This is a genomic window from Nocardia sp. CA-128927, from assembly GCF_050955855.1.
GTDB lineage: Bacteria > Actinomycetota > Actinomycetes > Mycobacteriales > Mycobacteriaceae > Nocardia.
In genome coordinates this window covers 8,133,518-8,151,718 of record NZ_CP192087.1, presented here as the reverse complement: position 1 = coordinate 8,151,718, position 18,201 = coordinate 8,133,518, and the positions used below count along the sequence as shown (strand labels likewise).

6 protein-coding genes are annotated in these 18,201 nt (G+C 67.4%); 1 reads left to right on the top strand and 5 read right to left on the bottom strand.

Annotated features, from left to right (window positions below):
* Window positions 1-134 precede the first annotated feature (134 nt).
* Window positions 135-1,097: a class 1b ribonucleoside-diphosphate reductase subunit beta gene (gene nrdF, locus ACQPW1_RS37685; protein ID WP_357377903.1), complete on the bottom strand. Its 963-nt coding sequence runs from the start codon at window positions 1,095-1,097 to the stop codon at window positions 135-137.
* Between the two features lie 406 nt (window positions 1,098-1,503).
* Here nrdF and ACQPW1_RS37680 point away from each other — a divergent pair, with 406 nt between their 5' ends.
* Window positions 1,504-1,902: a DUF7144 family membrane protein gene (locus ACQPW1_RS37680; RefSeq protein WP_433657317.1), complete on the top strand. Its 399-nt coding sequence runs from the start codon at window positions 1,504-1,506 to the stop codon at window positions 1,900-1,902.
* A 72-nt stretch (window positions 1,903-1,974) separates the two neighbouring features.
* Here the strand turns inward: ACQPW1_RS37680 and ACQPW1_RS37675 are convergent, their stop codons facing one another.
* Genes ACQPW1_RS37675 through ACQPW1_RS37660 form a run of 4 tightly spaced genes read right to left on the bottom strand, consistent with a single transcriptional unit; the run spans window position 1,975 to window position 18,054 of the window.
* On the bottom strand, window positions 1,975-2,793 hold the full coding sequence (locus ACQPW1_RS37675; protein ID WP_433657315.1) for an ABC transporter permease: 819 nt from the start codon (window positions 2,791-2,793) through the stop codon (window positions 1,975-1,977).
* Window positions 2,793-3,611 carry an antibiotic transporter gene (locus ACQPW1_RS37670; protein WP_433657313.1) on the bottom strand — a complete coding sequence of 273 codons (819 nt, stop codon included), beginning with the start codon at window positions 3,609-3,611 and terminating at the stop codon, window positions 2,793-2,795. The genes ACQPW1_RS37675 and ACQPW1_RS37670 overlap by 1 nt, the downstream gene beginning before the upstream one ends.
* Window positions 3,608-4,612 carry an ATP-binding cassette domain-containing protein gene (locus tag ACQPW1_RS37665; protein WP_433657311.1) on the bottom strand — a complete coding sequence of 335 codons (1,005 nt, stop codon included), beginning with the start codon at window positions 4,610-4,612 and terminating at the stop codon, window positions 3,608-3,610. The genes ACQPW1_RS37670 and ACQPW1_RS37665 overlap by 4 nt, the downstream gene beginning before the upstream one ends.
* Window positions 4,609-18,054: an amino acid adenylation domain-containing protein gene (locus ACQPW1_RS37660; protein WP_433657309.1), complete on the bottom strand. Its 13,446-nt coding sequence runs from the start codon at window positions 18,052-18,054 to the stop codon at window positions 4,609-4,611. Before ACQPW1_RS37660 ends, ACQPW1_RS37665 begins: the two co-directional genes overlap by 4 nt.
* Between the last annotated feature and the right edge of the window lie 147 nt (window positions 18,055-18,201).

Sequence of the window (18,201 nt, the reverse complement as noted above, 5' to 3'; positions counted from 1 at the left end):
CGACCTCCTCCGAGCGACCGTCACGGCCACGCTAAACGTTGTCGCCGGTGTCAACGCAAGCGTCGCGGAGTGCCATCCCGGAGACGCGAAACGGCGGCGGAAGAATCCGCCGCCGCCTCAGCCGGGTGTGTCGCTCAGAACTCCCAGTCTTCGTCTTCGGTGTTCACGGCCTTGCCGATCACGTAGCTCGAACCGGATCCGGAGAAGAAGTCGTGGTTCTCGTCGGCGTTCGGCGAAAGCGCCGACAGGATGGCCGGATTCACCTCGGTCTCGTCCTTCGGGAACAGGCCCTCGTAGCCGAGGTTCATCAGCGCCTTGTTCGCGTTGTAGCGCAGGAACTTCTTGACGTCCTCGGTGAGGCCGACCTCGTCGTAGAGGTCCTGGGTGTACTCGACCTCGTTGTCGTACAGCTCGAACAGCAGCTCGAAGGTGTAGTTCTTCAACTCGTCGCGCTCGGCCTGGCTGACCAGCTCCAGACCCTTCTGGTACTTGTAGCCGATGTAGTAGCCGTGCACGGCCTCGTCGCGGATGATCAGCCGGATCAGATCTGCGGTGTTGGTGAGCTTGGCCCGCGAGGACCAGTACATCGGCAGGTAGAAGCCGGAGTAGAAGAGGAAGCTCTCCAGCAGCGTCGAGGCCACTTTGCGCTTGAGCGGATCGTCGCCGTTGTAGTAGTCCAGCACGATCTCGGCCTTGCGCTGCAGGTTGCGGTTCTCCTCCGACCAGCGGAACGCGTCGTCGATCTCCCGGGTGGAGCACAGCGTGGAGAAGATCGAGCTGTAGCTCTTCGCGTGCACCGACTCCATGAACGCGATGTTGGTGTACACCGCCTCCTCGTGCGGGGTCAGCGCGTCCGGGATCAGGCTCACCGCGCCGACGGTGCCCTGGATCGTGTCCAGCAGCGTGAGGCCGGTGAATACCCGCATGGTCAGCTGCTTCTCATCGGCGGTCAACGTGCCCCACGAGGGGATGTCGTTGGACACCGGAACCTTCTCGGGCAGCCAGAAGTTGCCGGTCAGCCGGTCCCAGACCTCGGCATCCTTCTCGTCGGGCACCCGATTCCAGTTGATGGCCGATACCCGATCGATCAGTTTCATCCTGCCTCCACACCTTTCCCGAGCCCGCTGCCTGACGGATCCTGACACTACTCCTTGGGGGTGACAAGTCCGTGCAGCACAACACCTTGTGTCGCAGCGATGCGTGTCACCGAGGCGAGAAACGCCGGGAGCCATCGCGTGCGGCCCCTATTCTGCGCCACGATCGCACGAACAGCCACATCGGTGCTGGCGCGCCGCGCGAGATCGCTCATTGTTTGCCTGCGGTTCGCGTGTGCCCCGCCGCGGGCAGGCACCTCCGGGTGATCGGGGCGCGGCACGTTTGCTCGACTCGATCCGGTGCGTGGCGCGACCCGGTGACCCACCCGCCGACCTGCGCCGGTTTTGCCTGATCAGCGGCTACGTTGGGCCGAAAGAAGTATCACGCGTTTCGAAAGGAGTGTGTGTTATGACTAGTCCCGGACCCGTCCGGACCGGCCCGGTGCTCAACGACATGACCATCTTCGCCGGTGTCCTGATTCTCATCGCCGGCCTGCTGCACCTGCTGAGCGCCATCGCCGCGATCGCAGGCCGCGACATCTTCGTGGTCACCGAAGATCAGGTCTTCCTGATCGACGTCTCGGCCTGGGGCTGGATCCACCTGGTGATCGCCGCCCTCATCCTGATCGCCGGATTCGGCATCGTCACCGGCAAAACCTGGGGCTACCTGGCCGGCATCGTCATGGCCGCCCTCAGCATCCTCGACAACTTCCTCTTCGCCCCCATCTACCCCATCTGGGCCCTCGTCATCATCGCCATCGACGTCCTCGTGATCTGGGCCCTGTCTCGCCAGTTCGCCATCCAGTAACCCCCGAATCCCGCGGCCCCGGTACCCCTTTGGGCTACCGGGGCCGACTCGGTGTGAGCCGTTCGTCGACTGTCATCTCCTGCTGGCGCGGCGGTAGCCGATGGTGGCGGGGATGGCGAAAAGGATGATGGCGCCCAGGGACCAGATGAGGGTGAGGGTTAGGGGGCGGGCCAAAGGGCCTTCCAGGGCAAGGGCTTTCATGGCGTCTACGGCTACGGACATGGGTTGGTTGCGGACTACCGGTTGGATCCATTGGGGGTAGGCGGCCAGGGGGACGAAGCCGGTGCTGAAGAACATCATCAGGGAGGTGAGGATGGTGATGCCTTCTACCAGGGCGGCTTTGGCGGTGAAGACGGCTACCGAGGTGACTACGGTAGCGAAGGCCAGGCCGAAAAGCACTGGGATGGCGAGGAATAGGAGGGTGTTCAGCAGCCCTTGGTGGAAGCGGAAGCCGAGCAGGTAGCCGACGAGGATGATGGCCAGGGTGCCCGCGAAGATGCGGCAGCCTTCGGCGAGGATGCGGGAGGCGAGGCCGGAGGCGCGGTGCACGGGCAGCACCCAGAAGCGGGCGAGTAGACCGGCCTCGCGTTCGCGGCCGAGCAGGACACCGCAGGCGACGGCACCGGAGACGGCGCCGGTGACGGTGACCATCGGGACGGAACCGTAGAGGGCGCTCTCGCCGGTGAACTTCCGAATCTGGCCGCCGACAACTGTTTCCAGCATGATCAGCAGCAGGCACGGGATGATCAGGGCTTCCAGCAGGGTGATCGGATTGCGCACCCAGCGCAGCAACAGGCGTTGTGTCTGAATCAGCGTGTGCCGCACCAGGGACGCGGACGACACCTCCGAGACGGTGCGGACATCTTCGGTGCGATCGGCCAGTAGTGTCATCACGCCCTCCCCGAGCTCAACCGGATGGTCAGTGGCACACAAACAATGAGAATCGCGGCCGTCCAGGCCAGTGACGGCCCCATCAACGACCACGTCACCTGCCCCGCATTCCCCAGCGTGTCACCCGCCAATGCCCGCAGCGCGAGCACGAACTGCGACACCGGCTGATTGCGCACGAACGGCTGCACCCACGCCGGAAACTGTTGTGCCGGTGCCAACCCCGCCGACAGCATGCCGAATATCAAGGGCGGCAACACAAGTGCCTGGGTGACCGCTTCCGGGCTACGCGACACCGTCCCGATCACATCCGCGCCGAGCGTCAACGCGATGCCGATGAGCATCGACAACCCCAGGAACGCGATGGTGTGCGCGGTATCCAGATAGAACCGGAACCCGATGACATACCCACAGGCAATGGCAGCGCACAGCGACAACGCCAGCCGGAAGACGTTGCCGGACATCCGCGCCCCGGCGGGCACGAGCCGCCCCACCGGCATCGACCCGAATCGCCGATTGAGCCCGGCCACCGAATCGGTCGCCGATCGGAAGGCGGCCGAGATGGCGGTGAACGCGGCGGCCTGCAACACGACGAGGGGCATCATGAACTGCGCGTAGCTACTGAATCCGGTGCCCGCGAACGTCATTACGGTCTTCAGCGGAATGTAGAAGCCCGCCGTGAAGGTCGCCGGAGCCAAGATCGAGGTCAGTACCTCGCCGGTCTTGACCGAGGGCACGATCAACCGGGTGGTGAGCACCCACCACTGCCGCGCCCGGTCCGGGGTGGCTCTGGCCTCGGCCAGCCAGGTGCCCGTGGTCATGAGACCACCTCCACGTCAACGGCTTTCGCGTCGGTCTGGACACCGTCGGCGGAGGCCAGATGCCCGGTCAGCTGAAGGAACACATCGTCGAGTGACGGCCTGCGCAGCGCGATGTCGACCAGCTCCACCTCCGCCCCGTCCAACCGTCGCAACGCTTCCGCGAGAGTCTTCGCGCCGTCCGGCGCCGGGATGGTGATGCGGTCCGAGTCCGGCGTCAGCGCGGCCCGATTCTCGACCGGTAGCAGCGATCCGAGCGCGGCGGCGATGACGTCGAGATCCTTCAGATCCAATGGCACCACTTCGCAGTAACTGCCGCCGGTCCGCGACTTCAGTTCGTCCGCGGTGCCCTGCGCGATCACCACACCGTGGTCGATGACGATGATCCGATCGCTCAGCGCGTCAGCCTCTTCCAGGTACTGCGTGGTGAGCAGGGTGGTGATGCCCGCCTTCTTGAAACTGCGCACCAGATCCCAAACCCCTTGCCTACTGCGCGGATCCAGCCCGGTGGTCGGTTCGTCGAGGAACACCACATCCGGTCGGACGACGAGACCGCAGGCGATGTCGATGCGCCGCCGCATACCTCCCGAGTAGGTGCCGACCCGGCGACCCGCCGCGCCGACGAGATCGAACTCGGTGATCAGTTCGTCCGCGCGGGCACGGGCGGCCCGCTTGCGCAGCCCCATCAGCCTGCCGAACATCACGAGATTCTCGTAGCCGCTGAGCATGTCGTCGAGTGCCGCATACTGCCCGGTCAGCATGATGGATCGGCGCACCGCCGCCGGATCGGTGACCACATCGTGCCCGGCGACGAGTGCGCGTCCCCGGTCCGGCGCGATGAGCGTCGACAGGACGTTCACCATGGTGGTCTTGCCCGCGCCGTTCGGGCCGAGGATGCCGAGGATCTCACCCGGTGCCGCAGTGAAATCGACTCCGCGCAATGCCTTTACGGCGCCGAAGGATTTCTCCACTCCCTCGACGACTACGCCCAGATCGGAATTCATGCCTGTCCCTTCAGATGTTCGTCGAGTACGCGCGCGATGATCGGCAGCACGTGCGGTGCGGTCAGCTCGTTGTGCGTGACCTCGATGTCGTAGTTGGTGACGGTGCCGGTCGCGTACGGCCGCCAGCCGTCCGGGCCGACGGCGTCGGAGCTGTCCACGGTCGCGCTGAAATACAGGACGTCGCCGTCGAATACGGGACGCTGATACCCCGCGCGGGCGCGCGCCGCCGCGTTGTACGACTCGGTCAGCCGCTCGATCATGTCCGCGTCGACCACCGTCAGGCCGCCGAGCCGGTCGCGGATGAGGTCCGCCACTTGGCTCGCGGTGGCTTCGGCAGGCACATCGCGAATCCCGAAGATCGCGCCGAAGCTGTTGACGAAGGCCCCTGCGGTGAGCTGCTCGACGTCCGCGTCGTCGACGTCGGCGGACTCCGAATCCAACAGCGCGACAACGCCGACACGGTCGCCGGTCTCTTGTAGCCGGGCCGCGATCGCATGCGCGATCAACCCGCCGAACGACCAGCCGAGCAGGTGGTATGGGCCGGACGGCTGGATGGCCCGGATCTCGCGGACGTACCGCTCGGCGAACTCCTCGATCGAGCGCAACGAGGGTTCGTTGCCACTGAGATCCGGCGCCTGCAACGCGTAGATCGGGCGTCCCTCGCGCAGCACCTGCGCGAATCCCAGGTAGCTCCAAGAGATTCCGGAGGACGGATGGATGCAGAACAACGCGGGCTCGGTACCGCCCGGACGAATCGGCAACACCACGTCCAACCCGAGCGTGGCCTCCAGCGCCGGTTGGCTGGCCGCGACCGCCGCTGCCTCTTCGGCCGCAGCGGCTGCCGCTGCCGGGGTTCCGGCGAATTCCGCTGCCGCACGGAGCACATCGACCCACAGTCCCGCCAGCTCGGCGATCTCGCCACGGTCCAGCAGCGTCTTCGGGTAGGTGAAGTCCGCTCGCAATCGATTACCGACCACCACCGCGGTCACCTCGAGCTCCGAAAGCACCGGAATCTCGGGATCTTCGACGGAGGTCAGGTCACCGAACTCGTCGGTCAGCGTCCAACCCAGGCCGTGCAGCCCGGCTGGGACATCTCCGGCGGTATTCCGGCCGCGGTAGCTGAAGCCGACCTGTCCTGGAAGACGATGGGCCCCACTCAGTTCGGCTGCCGTGTCGGGATTGAGGTAGCGCAACAGCCCGAACCCGATCCCGTTGTCCGGCACCGACCGCAGCTGATGCTTCACCGCCCGGATCGCCGTCCCCATCGCCGGACCGCCCGCGAACGCCTCATCGACATCGACCCCGTCCAGCCCGAGTCGCACCGGGTGGACAGTGGCGAACGAGCCGATCGTGCGGGAAAGCGCGGCACCGGGAATCACGTCTTCCTGCCTGCCGTGCCCCTCGAGCCGGATCGTGACGTCCGTGCCGGTGCCCCCGGATCGGCGCGCACGCCAGCGCGCCAGGGCCAGCGTGAGAGCGGCCAGCAGGATGTCGTCGGGGTTGCCCGCGAAGTGCGTGGGCAATGTAGCGAGTACCGCGGTGGTGACGTCTTCCGACACCTCGCAACGCACGGTGCGCAGCGTCCGTGCCTGATCGACGGTCGGGTCCAGCACACGGGAACCGATGAACGGGTCCGCACCGGCGAGCACACCTTGCCAGTAACCGAGCTCGAAAACTCGCTTAGCCGTGCGTGATTCGTCGGTCAGGGCGTGTGCCCAGCGCCGCATCGAGGTACCCGTCTCGGCGAGCACCGGGGTGTTGCCGACCGACACCTGCGCCCAAGCGGCCACCAGGTCCGGCAGCAGAATGCCCCACGATGCGTCGTCGATCAGCAGGCGGTGCACCTGCACGATGAGACGCCCCGCCCTGGTCCGCGTTCCGCCATCACCGATCGGATCGAGCCAGAGGAACCGCAGCACAACGCCATTCGCCGGATCCAGTCGATTCGACTCCGAATTCAGTTCCGCCACCAAGTATTCGCGCAGATCTACGTGATCGGCAGCCCCGTCGAACTCGATGCGATGCACCAGTGTGTCGACATCGACCGAGCCGGGCTCACGCACCAGCAGGTGCGGGCCATCCGCGTCGTTCACCAGCCGTGCGCGCAACATGTCGTGCCGGTCGACCACCGCCGTCAGGGTGGCGACCAACTGCGCCCGCTCGATGCCGACCGGCAGCTCGAGCACCGCCGTCCGAGCCGAGCGCGGGACCCGTCCGCCCTGCTCGATGAGGTATCGCATCATCGGCGTGAGTGGTACCTCGCCAATGCCGCCGCCGGGCAGCTCGGACAGCGGCATTACCGCACCGGCACCGTCCACCGCAGCGGCCAACGCGGCAACGGTGCGGTGCTCGAACACCTGCAGCGGCGTGCAGCTGATGCCTCGCTGCTTCGCCCGGGACACCAGCTGGATCGCGAGAATGCTGTCGCCGCCGAGATCGAAGAACGAGTCGTCGACACCGACCTTGTCGCGACCGAGCAGCTCGGCGACGATCTGCGCCAGTGTGTCCTCGGTCGCCGTCCGAGGCGCCCGGTACTCGGTCTCCTCGGCACTGAATTGCGGTGTCGGCAGGGCTTTCCGGTCGAGCTTGCCGACCGCGGTGAGCGGGATCTCGTCCAGGACAACGAAGGCGGACGGGACCATGTAGCCCGGCAACGTGTCGGCCGCGATAGCGCGTACCCGGGCGATGTCGAGCTCTACGTTGGGCTTCCGCACCAGGTAGGCCGCCAATGCGGTCGAACCTGCGGGCCCGGTGCCGCCGAGCGTCAGCGCGAAATCGACGCCGTCGATCCGACCGAGCACGGCATCGATCTCGCCGAGCTCGATCCGCTGGCCACGCACCTTGACCTGGAAATCGGTGCGGCCGAGGTACTCCAGCGTCAACGCGCCCCTCGTGCCTGACGAAGCGGCGTTTGTCCACCGCACCAGGTCACCCGTGCGATACATGCGTTCGCCCGGTGCGCCATAGGGGTTCGCGACGAAGCGACCTGCGGTCAGCCCATGCCTGGCGTGGTAGCCACGGGCCAGCGCATGACCCGCGAGATAGAGTTCACCGGCGACACCGACCGGGACCGGATGGAGCCGACCGTCGAGCACCATGGCGGACGCACCGCGAATGGGCGGACCGAGGGACACCGGTGCGCCGGTATGCAGCACGGAACCCGTTGCCACAACAGTGAACTCGGTCGGACCGTACAGATTCACCATCTGCCGGTTTCGTTTGGCGCGACGGTGCGCGATGGTGTCGCGACCGCGCTGATCGGCGGTGCCGCACCAACGTTCGATGAGCTCGGCACCCACCGCTTCACCACCCACTGCGAGGACCCGCACACCTGGTGCCTCCGCGGGGTCGATGGTGGCGAGCGCGGACGGGGTGATCATCACGTGCGTGACCCGCTCCGCGTCGATCAACTCGGCGAGCGCGCTACCGCCGAACACCTCGGCGGGCGCGACGACCGATGCGCCACCCCACCCGAACGCCATCAGTGCCTCCAGAATCGAAGCGTCGAAACTCGGCGAGGCAACATGCAGCACCCGCGAACTCGCATCCAGGTCGAGCAGATCACGCTGCGCCGCAACGAAATCAGCGATGCCACGATGCGAGACGGATACACCCTTGGGCGTGCCGGTCGACCCGGAGGTGTAGATCAGCCAGGCGGGGTTGTCCAGCCGGACCGGCCCCGGCAACTCGCTGTCGCGCAGTTGGTGGGGGCTCGCGGCGGACCACCGTTCCACTAGGCCGAGGTCATCGAGCACGAGCCACTGCGTGCTGTCCGGCAGCGTCGGTCGGTAGGCGACCGTCGTGAGGCCGACGCGGGCGCCGGAATCGGTCAGCATGTGATCGATCCGCTCGATCGGATGCTTCGGATCGACCGGCAGGAAGGCCGCCCCGATCTTTGCCGCCGCCCAGATGCCGGTGAGCAGATCGGGTGAGCGCGGAAGACCGAGCGCGACTACGGTTTCCGGACCGGCACCCGCCTCGAGCAGGAGCCGAGCCAGCCGGTTGGCGTGCGCGTCGAGCTCGCGGTAGGTCGTCGTGTCTCCGGCGGCAACCACGGCCGGACGATCCGGATACCGGGCGACGGTCGCGGCGAGCAGCTCGGGAAGCGTTGTCGTTCCCACACTTCCGAGCCCGCGAACCGGGACCAGGGTCGCGCGTTCGGTGTCGTCGAGGATGTCGATATCGGCGAGCCGTACGTCGGGCTCGGCCAGCACGGTTGCGAGCACCCGCCGCCAGCGAGTGGCGAATGATGCCACCGTTGCCTCGTCGAACAGGTCCGTCGCATAGGTCAGCACACCGACGAGCCCGGCCGGACCTGTCTCGTCGAACCGCTCGCGCAGGTCCAGGGTCAGATCGAATTGCGAAGCGCGCCGATCGAAGTCCTCCACCTCGAACCGCAAGCCGGGCAGCTCCAGTACCGGTTCGATGAAGTTCTGCAGCGACAGCGACACCTGGAACAGTGGATGATGCGCCGTCGACCGGGTCGGATTCAAAGCCTGGACCAGTCGTTCGAAGGCCACGTCGGCATTCGCGAACGCATCGAGGTCGGCCGAGCGGACCGCGGTGAGGAAGTCGATGAACCCGGCACCGGGATCGATGAGCGTTCGCAATGCGAGCGTATTGACGAACATGCCGACGAGCTCGTCCAGGGCCTCCTCGCCACGCCCGGCCACCGGTGTCCCGACGACCACGTCATCGGTCCCGCCGAGCCGGGCCAGCAGTACAGCGAGTGTCGCGTGCACGACCATGAACAGGCTGACGTTGTGTGCCGCCGCGAATTCCACCAGGGCGCTGTGCAGTTCGGCATCGATGGCGAACTCGACATCGGCACTGCGCATCGTCTGCACCGCGGGCCGTGGCCGGTCCGCGGGCAACTCCAGCACATCCGGCGCGTCGGCGAGGGTGTCGGTCCAGTACCGAACCTGCTGCGCCGCCAGCGATTCCGGATCGGACTCGCTGCCGAGCACCTCCCGATGCCACAGCGCGAAATCGGCGTACTGCACGGCAAGCGGCACCCGGGTGGTGTCCGCGCCGGATGCCCGCTCCGAGTACGCGGCGACCAAGTCGGCGGCCAGCGGTGCCATCGATGCGCCGTCCGCGCTGATGTGGTGCACCACCAGCACGACAACGTGCACCGAACCGGTTCCGGTTGTGCCAGCGCCGGATACCTGAGAGTCGGGGTTCGAATCCCCGGAGTGGCTGGATGACACGGCAGCCACACCTGCGGTGGCGCTGGACGATATGGCTGGGGCGCCGCCGAACGGCCCCGATGACACCGGCCCGAAATCAGTGGACGGCACCGGCACAGGTCCGGACGAGACCGCCCCGTTGGCTGTCGAATCCGAACTCGTGGCGATCCGGAACAACCCGACCCGCAGCGGCGGCTCCGAGCTGATATCGAATCCGTTCCCCGCCAAGGCATTGATCCGATCCCGCAGGGCCGTACCATCCTCGGTCTCGACCACCGCCAGGGCGGGCGCAGCCATCTCGGTACCCATGACCACCTGGCGTGGCCCCTCCGCGTCGGCGGGGTAGATCGTGCGCAGGCTTTCATGCCGCTCGACGACATCGGTCAACGCCAGACGCATCGCGTCGACGTCGAGCTCGCCGGTCAAACGCAGGGCGACCGCGATGTTGTACGCAGGTGAGGCCGGATCGAGCCGGTTGAGCACCCACATCCGTTGCTGCGCAGGCGACAACGGGATCCGGTCCGGCCGGATCCGCGGCGCGAGCGCGAAGCGGCCCGGCATGCCATCGGTCGCCGGAACCACCCGCCCGGACAGCTGCGCGACGGTGGGCGCATCGAACAGATCCCGCAACGCGATTCGCGAGCCAAGGGCCGAATTGACCCGGGCGACAACCTTGGTCGCACTGAGCGAGTTGCCACCGAGCTCGAAGAACGACTGGTCGACGCTGATCCGCTCGCTGCCGAGCACCTCACCGAACACCGCCGCCACCGCCCGCTCCACCGGCGTGCGCGGCGCGAGATACGGCCGATTGGTATCTGAGAAGTCCGGGACCGGAAGGGCTTTACGATCCAGCTTGCCGACCGGCGTCAGCGGAATCGAGTCCAGCACAACGAGATAACCCGGCACCATGTACCCGGGCAGTTCACCGGCGATCTGCACCCGCAGTCGCTCGGTATCCAACTCGACACCCTCGGCGGGCAGCACATACGACACCAGCACGGTCGCACCGGCGGGCCCGGCCCGCCCGATCGTCACCGCGTACTCGACCTGCTCGTCGCGGGACAGCACCGCATCGATCTCACCGAGCTCGATCCGCAGACCACGAATCTTGACCTGGAAGTCGCTGCGGCCCAAGTACTCCAGCTCATAGCCGTCGCCACCGGCAACCCAGCGCACCATGTCGCCGGTCCGGTACATCCGCTCGCCGGGCGCACCGAACGGGTCGGCGACGAACCGGCTCGCCGTCATCTCGAAGCGATTGAAGTAGCCGCGGGCCAGCGCGGGCCCCGCCAGATACAGCTCACCGGCGACGCCGACGGGTACCGGCCGCAACCAGGTGTCGAGCACCATGTTCGCCGCGCCGCGGATCGGTCCACCGATGGTGATCGGTTCGCCCGCAACGAGTTCCGCCGGTCCGGTCGCCCAGATGCTGAATTCGGTCGGACCGTAGAGGTTCACCATTCGCCGACCGACCGACCAGCGTTCGATCAGCTCCGGTGTCGCCGCCTCGCCGGCCACCGACAGCACCCGCAGGTGGTCGAGATCGGTCGGTTCCATGGTGGCCAGCGCGGATGGTGTGATCACCGCATGGGTCACCCGCTCGGCGCGCAGCAGTCGTTCGAGTTCCGCGCCGCCGTAGACGTCCGGCGGCGAGACCACCAGTCTGCCGCCCGACCCGTGCGCGGTCAGCAGCTCGAACACCGAGGCGTCGAAACTCGGCGACGCCACCTGCAACGCGCTCGCCGTCGGATCCAGTTCGAGCGAATCACGCTGGTTGGAAACCAGATTCGCGATGCCCCGATGACTGAGCAACACGGCCTTCGGCTTGCCGGTGGAACCCGAGGTGTAGATCAGGTACGCCGTCTGGTCGATATCGATCGGACCGCCGCGTTCCTCGTCGGTGATCGGTGCGGCGGACACGGTCATGACCCGGCGGATCGTGTTGAGGTCGTCGAGCAGCAGCCAGTCGATGCTGCCGGGCAGCGTCTCACCGGTCGCGGTGACCGTCACGCCGATGGGCGCCTTCGAGTCGGTGAGCATGTGCTCGATCCGCTCGACCGGATAGTTGGGGTCCAGCGGCGCGAACGCCGCGCCGGACTTGGCCAATGCCCACACCGCGACCACCGATTCGAGCGACCGGGTGAGGGCGAGCACGACGAACACCTCGCGCCCGACGCCCCGATTCAGCAGCAGTCGGGCGAAGCGGTTCGACCAGGCGTCGAGCTCGCCGTAGGACATGGTGAGCTCGCCCACGCTGACCGCGATGGCATCGCTGTCGATCGCCGCACCGGCGGCCAGGATCTCGGGCAGCGTGCGCACCGGCAGCGACTCGGGACCGCGCACCGGCAGCAGCGCGGCACGTTCGGCGTCGTCGCAGTACTGCAGCTGCGAGACGAGGGCACGCGGATTGTCGGCGAGCTGAGTGAGTAGCCCGACGAAGCGATCCAGCAGTGGTTGCGCCGCAGCGGGATCCAGCTGATCGGCCATGAACTTCAAGCTGACCCGCAGGGTGTCGTGGCCGTCCGTGCCGCGCAGCGGAATGACCATGAGGTTCAACGGATATGGCGTCGCGTCGGTGCCTTCGACATCGAGCACCCGCATGCCCGCGATATCCAGGGCCTGGGAGAGGGCCTCGCGGTCGATCGGATAGGACTCGAAAACGGTTAGGGTGTCGAACAATTCGGCAAGGCCGACGGCTTGGTGGATCGCGGCCAGCCCGACGTGCTGGTGATCCATCAGCCGCGCCTGCTCGGCTTGCAGGCGGGCGAGCAGGTCGACCACCTTCTCCGCCGGGTCGAGTCGCACCCGCACCGGCAGGGTGTTGATGAACAGGCCGACCATCTCTTCGACACCGGCCAGCTCCGGTGGCCGACCGGAGACCGTACCGCCGAACACCACATCGGTGCGCCCGGTGAGCATGGCGAGCAGCATCGCCCAGCTCGCCTGCACGAGTGTGTTGACCGTGGCACCGGATTCGCGGGCGGTCGATTCCAACCGGGCGACGGTGTCGGCGGACAGGTCGGTGGACACCATCCCGGTCTCGGTCGACTCGATGCCCGCCAGGGTGGGTACCGCGCGGGTCGGGGTATCGATACCGGCCAGCGATTCCGCCCAGGCGGCAATCAATTCGGCGTCGTCCCGGTCGTCCAACCACGCCAGGAACTCGCGATAGGAGTGTGCGGGCGGCAGCGCGGACGCGTCGCCCGAGGTGACGTAGAGCGCGAGCAGTTCACGCACCAGCAGCGGCGTCGACCAACCGTCAAGCACCAGATGGTGATTGGTGAGCACGAACTGGTACGCGTCTGCGGCGGTCCGGATCAGGGTGAAGCGGATCAGCGGTGGCCGGGTGAGCTCGAATCGGGTGCGGGCGTCCAGCGCGATCACCCGGTCGAGTTCTCGCTGCCGTGCCTCCGGGTCGGCAATGGAGGTCAGGTCGATGTCCTGCCAGTGGATTTCGGCGGCCGCCAGGACGAGTTGACGAGGACCGTCGTCTGTCTCCACGAAGGCGACCCGCAGGTTCTCGTGGCGGGCCACCAATGCCTGTGCGGCGGTGCGCAACCGGGACGCGTCGACGGTGCCCGCCAGGGTCAGCAGCGACTGCACGGTGTAACCGTCGGCGGTATCGGAGTCGTACAGCGCGTGGAACAGTAGGCCGTACTGCAGCGGCGAAAGCGGCCACACATCAGCGAGATTCGAATAGCCGTGTTCCCACGTGTCGATCTGCTGTTGAGTCACCGGGACCAGGTCGAAGTCGGACGGGGTGCGGCCGCCCGAGCCCGCGGTTTCGGTGTGCTCGGCGAGGGCTCGCAGCGCCTCGGACCAGAGCTCGGCGAGCTGGGTGACGTCGTCCGCGTCGAGCAGCCGAGATGCGTAGGCCCAGGTCACTTCCAAGCCCGCGTCGGTAAGGACCGCGTTGATGTCGACAACGGCGGCGAGCGGGGCCCGATCGTCCTGCGTGGCCGCGAAGCGTTGCGGCAACCAGGGTCCGGTTTCCGCGCCGGTGTTCGCCCGGCCGAGGTAGTTGAAGCTGATCTGCGGGATCCGGCTGTCGGCAAGTGCCGCAGCGGTTTCGGCGGCGAGGTAGCGCAGCATGCCGAAGCCGATGCCTTTGTCCGGCACCATTCGCAGCTGTTCCTTGGTGGCCTTGATGGCGGTGCCCGCCGCCGGACCACCGGCGAACGCGTCGGCGAGATCGATACCCGCCAGATCGACCGCCACGGGATACACGCTGGTGAACCAGCCCACCGTGCGCGCGACATCGGCGCCGGGCAGGATCTCCTCCGCGCGTCCGTGCCCCTCCAGCGTGAACAGCGTCGCGGTCTGCCCACGCCACCGGCCGACCGCCATCGCGAGCGCGGCAAGCAGCACATCGTCGGCGCCGCAATGGAATCGATCAGGCGCAGTACTGAGCACGGTCTGCGCGATCGCCGGATCGATCACGGTCTGGTGGTGCGCCATGGTCGCGACGACATCGACGGCCGGATCGGCGAGGTCGGTACCGAGCGCCGGGTCGGGTGTCGCCAGGAGGCCTTGCCAGAGCGGCAGTTCGACGGCACGGTTCGCGGCCTGCTCGGCCTGGCCGTGGGCCCAGCGCCGGAACGAGGTGCCGACCGGAGCGAGCGTGCCGCCCATGGCGGCGGTGGCCAGATCCGGCAGCAGGATGCGCCAGGACACACCATCGGTCACCAGGTGATGCAGCACGAGCCACAGCACGGGCTCGGCCTCCTCGATGAGCACGAAGCGCGCGACCACACCGGCCGCCGGGTCGAGCAGGTCTGCGGCGCGCTGCAATTGGCGCTCGCGCGTCTCCTCGATGTCTGCTCCGGCCGCGACGGCCTCCACCAGTGATTCGGCATCGATGGCACCGCGGTCGGCCACCGTCCATTCCCAGCCGTCGTCACCATGCCGCAGCGCGGAACGCAACAGATCGTGATGGTCGAGCAAGGCCTGCACCGCCGCGACGAGTTGCGCACGCGTGGTGCCGACGGGCAGGCCGACGAGCACCGCTTGGCTGAACCGCGGCCAACTGTCGCCCTGATCCAGCATGGCGTGCACGATCGGCGTGAGCTCGACCGCGCCGACCCCGCCACCGGGCAGCTCGTGCACCACCTGCGCCCGCACCTCGGTGGCGACCGCGGCCAGTGCGGCAACGGTCTTGCGCTCGAACACATCTCGCGCACTGAGCCCGATGCCCGCGGCCTTGGCCCGCGACACCAGCTGGATAGAGACGATGCTGTCGCCACCGAGCGCGAAGAAGCTCTCGTCCACCCCGACCGTCTCCAGTCCGAGCACCTCCGCGAACAGCGCCGCCAAGGCCTCCTCACGCGGGGTGGACGGCGCGCGACTGACGACCGCCCGTGCACCGAAATCCGGTGCGGGCAAAGCCTTGCGGTCCACCTTGCCGAGCGGTGTGAGCGGGATGCTGTCGAGCACCATCACCACGGCGGGCACCATGTACGCCGGAAGCGTCTCCCCGGCAGCAGCTTTCAGAGCTTCGGGATGCACCTCGGCACCGGGCTTCGGGAGCACGTACGACACGAGTGCGGTGGCACCGGAGCCGGTCTCGGCACCGAGGGAGATCGCGAAGTCGATATCCGGATGCCGTTGCAGCGCGGCATCGATCTCGCCGAGCTCGATCCGGAAACCGCGAACCTTCACCTGGAAGTCGCTGCGGCCCTGGTACTCCAGCTCGAGCCGCCCGCCGCGAGTGCTCCAGCGCACCAGGTCGCCGGTGCGATACATCCGCCCACCGGCCGCATAGGGGTTGGCGACGAATCGGCCCGCGGTGAGCCCATTGCGCTGGTGGTAGCCGCGTGCGAGCCCGGCACCCGCGAGATACAGTTCGCCGATGGTGCCGGGGGGAACCGGTCGCAACCAAGGATCGAGCACGGCAGCGGAGACACCGCGCACGAGGCTGCCGATGGTGACCGGCGTGGCAGGCACGAGCGCCTCGCTCAACGTCACCGTCACGGTGGTTTCGGTGGGCCCATACCCGTTCAACAGCGTGCGACCGGCCCATTTGGCCACCAGCTCGGGCGGGCAGGCATCGCCGCCGACGATCACCGTGTGCAGGTCCGGCAGCGTCGCCGGATCGAGCGACCCCACGACCGTCGGTGTGACATTGAGATGGGTGACGCGGTGGGTGCGCAGTACCTCCGCCATCTCCTCGCCCGCGTACGCCGAGGGCGGCACGACCGCTAGGGTGGCACCGGTGGCCAGGGTCACCAGGATCTCTTCGACCGAGATGTCGAAGCTCGGCGACACCGCATGCGCCACCACGGAATCGGCGGTCACGCCGAATCCGGCGGCAGAGCCGGTCGCCAGGTTCGCCAGCCCGCGATGCGAAACCAGCACGCCCTTGGGCAATCCCGTCGATCCCGAGGTGTAGATGATGTACGCAACCTGGTCGAGGTGCATCGCGGCGGTCCGCTCGGCGGCCCCGACGGCCGCCGCATCCTGCTCGCGTACCCTGCGGGTGGTCGCCTCGTCGTCGAGGATCAGCCAGTTCACCTTGTCCGGCAACGACTTCCGCGCGGCCGCGACGGTCACGCCCGCGACAACACCGCTGTCGCCGACCATGTGCTCGATCCGGTCGGCGGGATAGGTGGGATCGATCGGCACGAACGCCGCCCCGGTCTTGGCCACCGCGATCATCGCGAGCACCGACTCGGCCGAACGGGGGATCGAAATGGCCACGGTGCGTTCGGGTCCGGCACCGGCGGCGATGAGCACCCTGGCCAGACGATTCGTATGCTCGTCGACCTGTCGGTAGGTGAACGAGGTCGCACCGGCACGGATCGCGACAGCGTCAGGCTTGAAAGAAGCTCCAGCCGAGAGGATTTCGGGAAGCGTGCGAGGTGTCACACCCGCGGGCCCACGGGCAGGCACCAACTGGGCCTGCTCGTCCTCGGACACCACCGGCACTGTCGACAGCGCGGCCTCCGTTCCCGCGGCGAGGAACGCGTGCAGGAACAACAGGAACCGACGATGCTGCGCCGCCAATTCGGCGTCGCTGTAGAGGTTTCCGTTGCCCTGGAAGTCGATGTGGGTGCTCTCGCCGCCCACCCCGGGATACACATTGACGAACAGATCATCGATCAACCCGGAGGTCAGTACATTCAACCGCCCGGTCACCGCACCGAGCTGAATCCTGGTGTCCACCATCATCAGGTTCACCGACGGACCGAACGACGCGGCCTCGTCCATCGACCAGCCCAGATCCCGGAAGATGTCCTCCTGGCGGTAACGCTGCCGCCGCAGCGCCCCGGTCAACTCGCCCTGCGCCGCGCGGATCACATCACCGACCGTCGTGGCCGGAGTCAGGGTCAGGCGCAGCGGAACGACATTGGCGATCATGCCGCCGGAACGACGCAGTATCGCCGTGGTGCGCGCCGAAACCGGCAGGCTAAGCACAACTTCCGGTGCACCGGTCATCGCGGCGAGATACGCACCGAACGCCGCGACCACCGTCGGTGCGACACCCGACGACGCCGCCTTCGCGACGGCATCGAGCAACGCCGTGGTCTCCTGCGGCAACGCCCCCGCGACCCGACTCGGGTGCGCGTCGACATCGGCGGTGCGACCGGCCAGACTCACCGGATCGGCCATCCCGTCGAGATGCTCGAGCCAGTGCTCCCGATCGGCGCCGAAACGATCCGAACTGCGGTACGCCAGATCGGCCTCGACGATCTTGCGCAGATCCTCGGCCTTCGCGGCGGGCGGCTGCTTGCCCTCGACCGCCGCGTTGTACAACTCCCCGGTGCGCTGCACCACGGTCAGCGCGCCCATGCCGTCCAGCACGATGTGATGAATCCGCGAGTACCAGTACCAGCGGTCGTCGGCGAGCCGCAGCATCGCGACGCGCACCAGCCGGTCCCTGGTCAATTCGAGTGGCGCCTCGTACTCCGCGCGCATCCACGCGTGCGCGGCCGCCTCCGGGTCGCGTTCGCCGCGCAGGTCCAGCGTGAGCAGGCTGTCGTCCAGGGTGGTGTCCACGAACTGGTACGGATGGCCGTCGACCTCGAGCAGCCGCAGATATCCGGTACCGAACTCCCGGCCCGCCTGGCGGGCCGCACCGGCGAGCAGGTCGAGATCGATCGGTCCGCTCAACTCGACGTACTGGGCGATGGAAATCGGAGTGTCGCCCGCGATGTGCTGGGCGAACCAGATGCCGCGCTGGGCCGCCGACAGCGCGAAGGCGCCTTCGGGCAGAGCTCCGCCGGTCTCTAGGGGCGAGGGGAGAGGCTGTTGCATGAATAGTCCTACGTTCTTACCGCCCGCAGCTGCCGCGGAGTGACCGCCGCCAGCCACTGCGGTAGTGGTAGTACCCTGCCGCACAGCTCGCGACAGGATTCATTCTGAACCGATGACGTGTGCACCGATGCCGATTGCCGACAAGTG

Coding starts and splice junctions, on each gene's coding strand:
- nrdF (WP_357377903.1), bottom strand. CDS start 1,097: ATGAAACTGATCGATCGGGTATCGGCCATCAACTGGAATCGGGTGCCC.
- ACQPW1_RS37680 (WP_433657317.1), top strand. CDS start 1,504: ATGACTAGTCCCGGACCCGTCCGGACCGGCCCGGTGCTCAACGACATG.
- ACQPW1_RS37675 (WP_433657315.1), bottom strand. CDS start 2,793: ATGACACTACTGGCCGATCGCACCGAAGATGTCCGCACCGTCTCGGAG.
- ACQPW1_RS37670 (WP_433657313.1), bottom strand. CDS start 3,611: ATGACCACGGGCACCTGGCTGGCCGAGGCCAGAGCCACCCCGGACCGG.
- ACQPW1_RS37665 (WP_433657311.1), bottom strand. CDS start 4,612: ATGAATTCCGATCTGGGCGTAGTCGTCGAGGGAGTGGAGAAATCCTTC.
- ACQPW1_RS37660 (WP_433657309.1), bottom strand. CDS start 18,054: ATGCAACAGCCTCTCCCCTCGCCCCTAGAGACCGGCGGAGCTCTGCCC.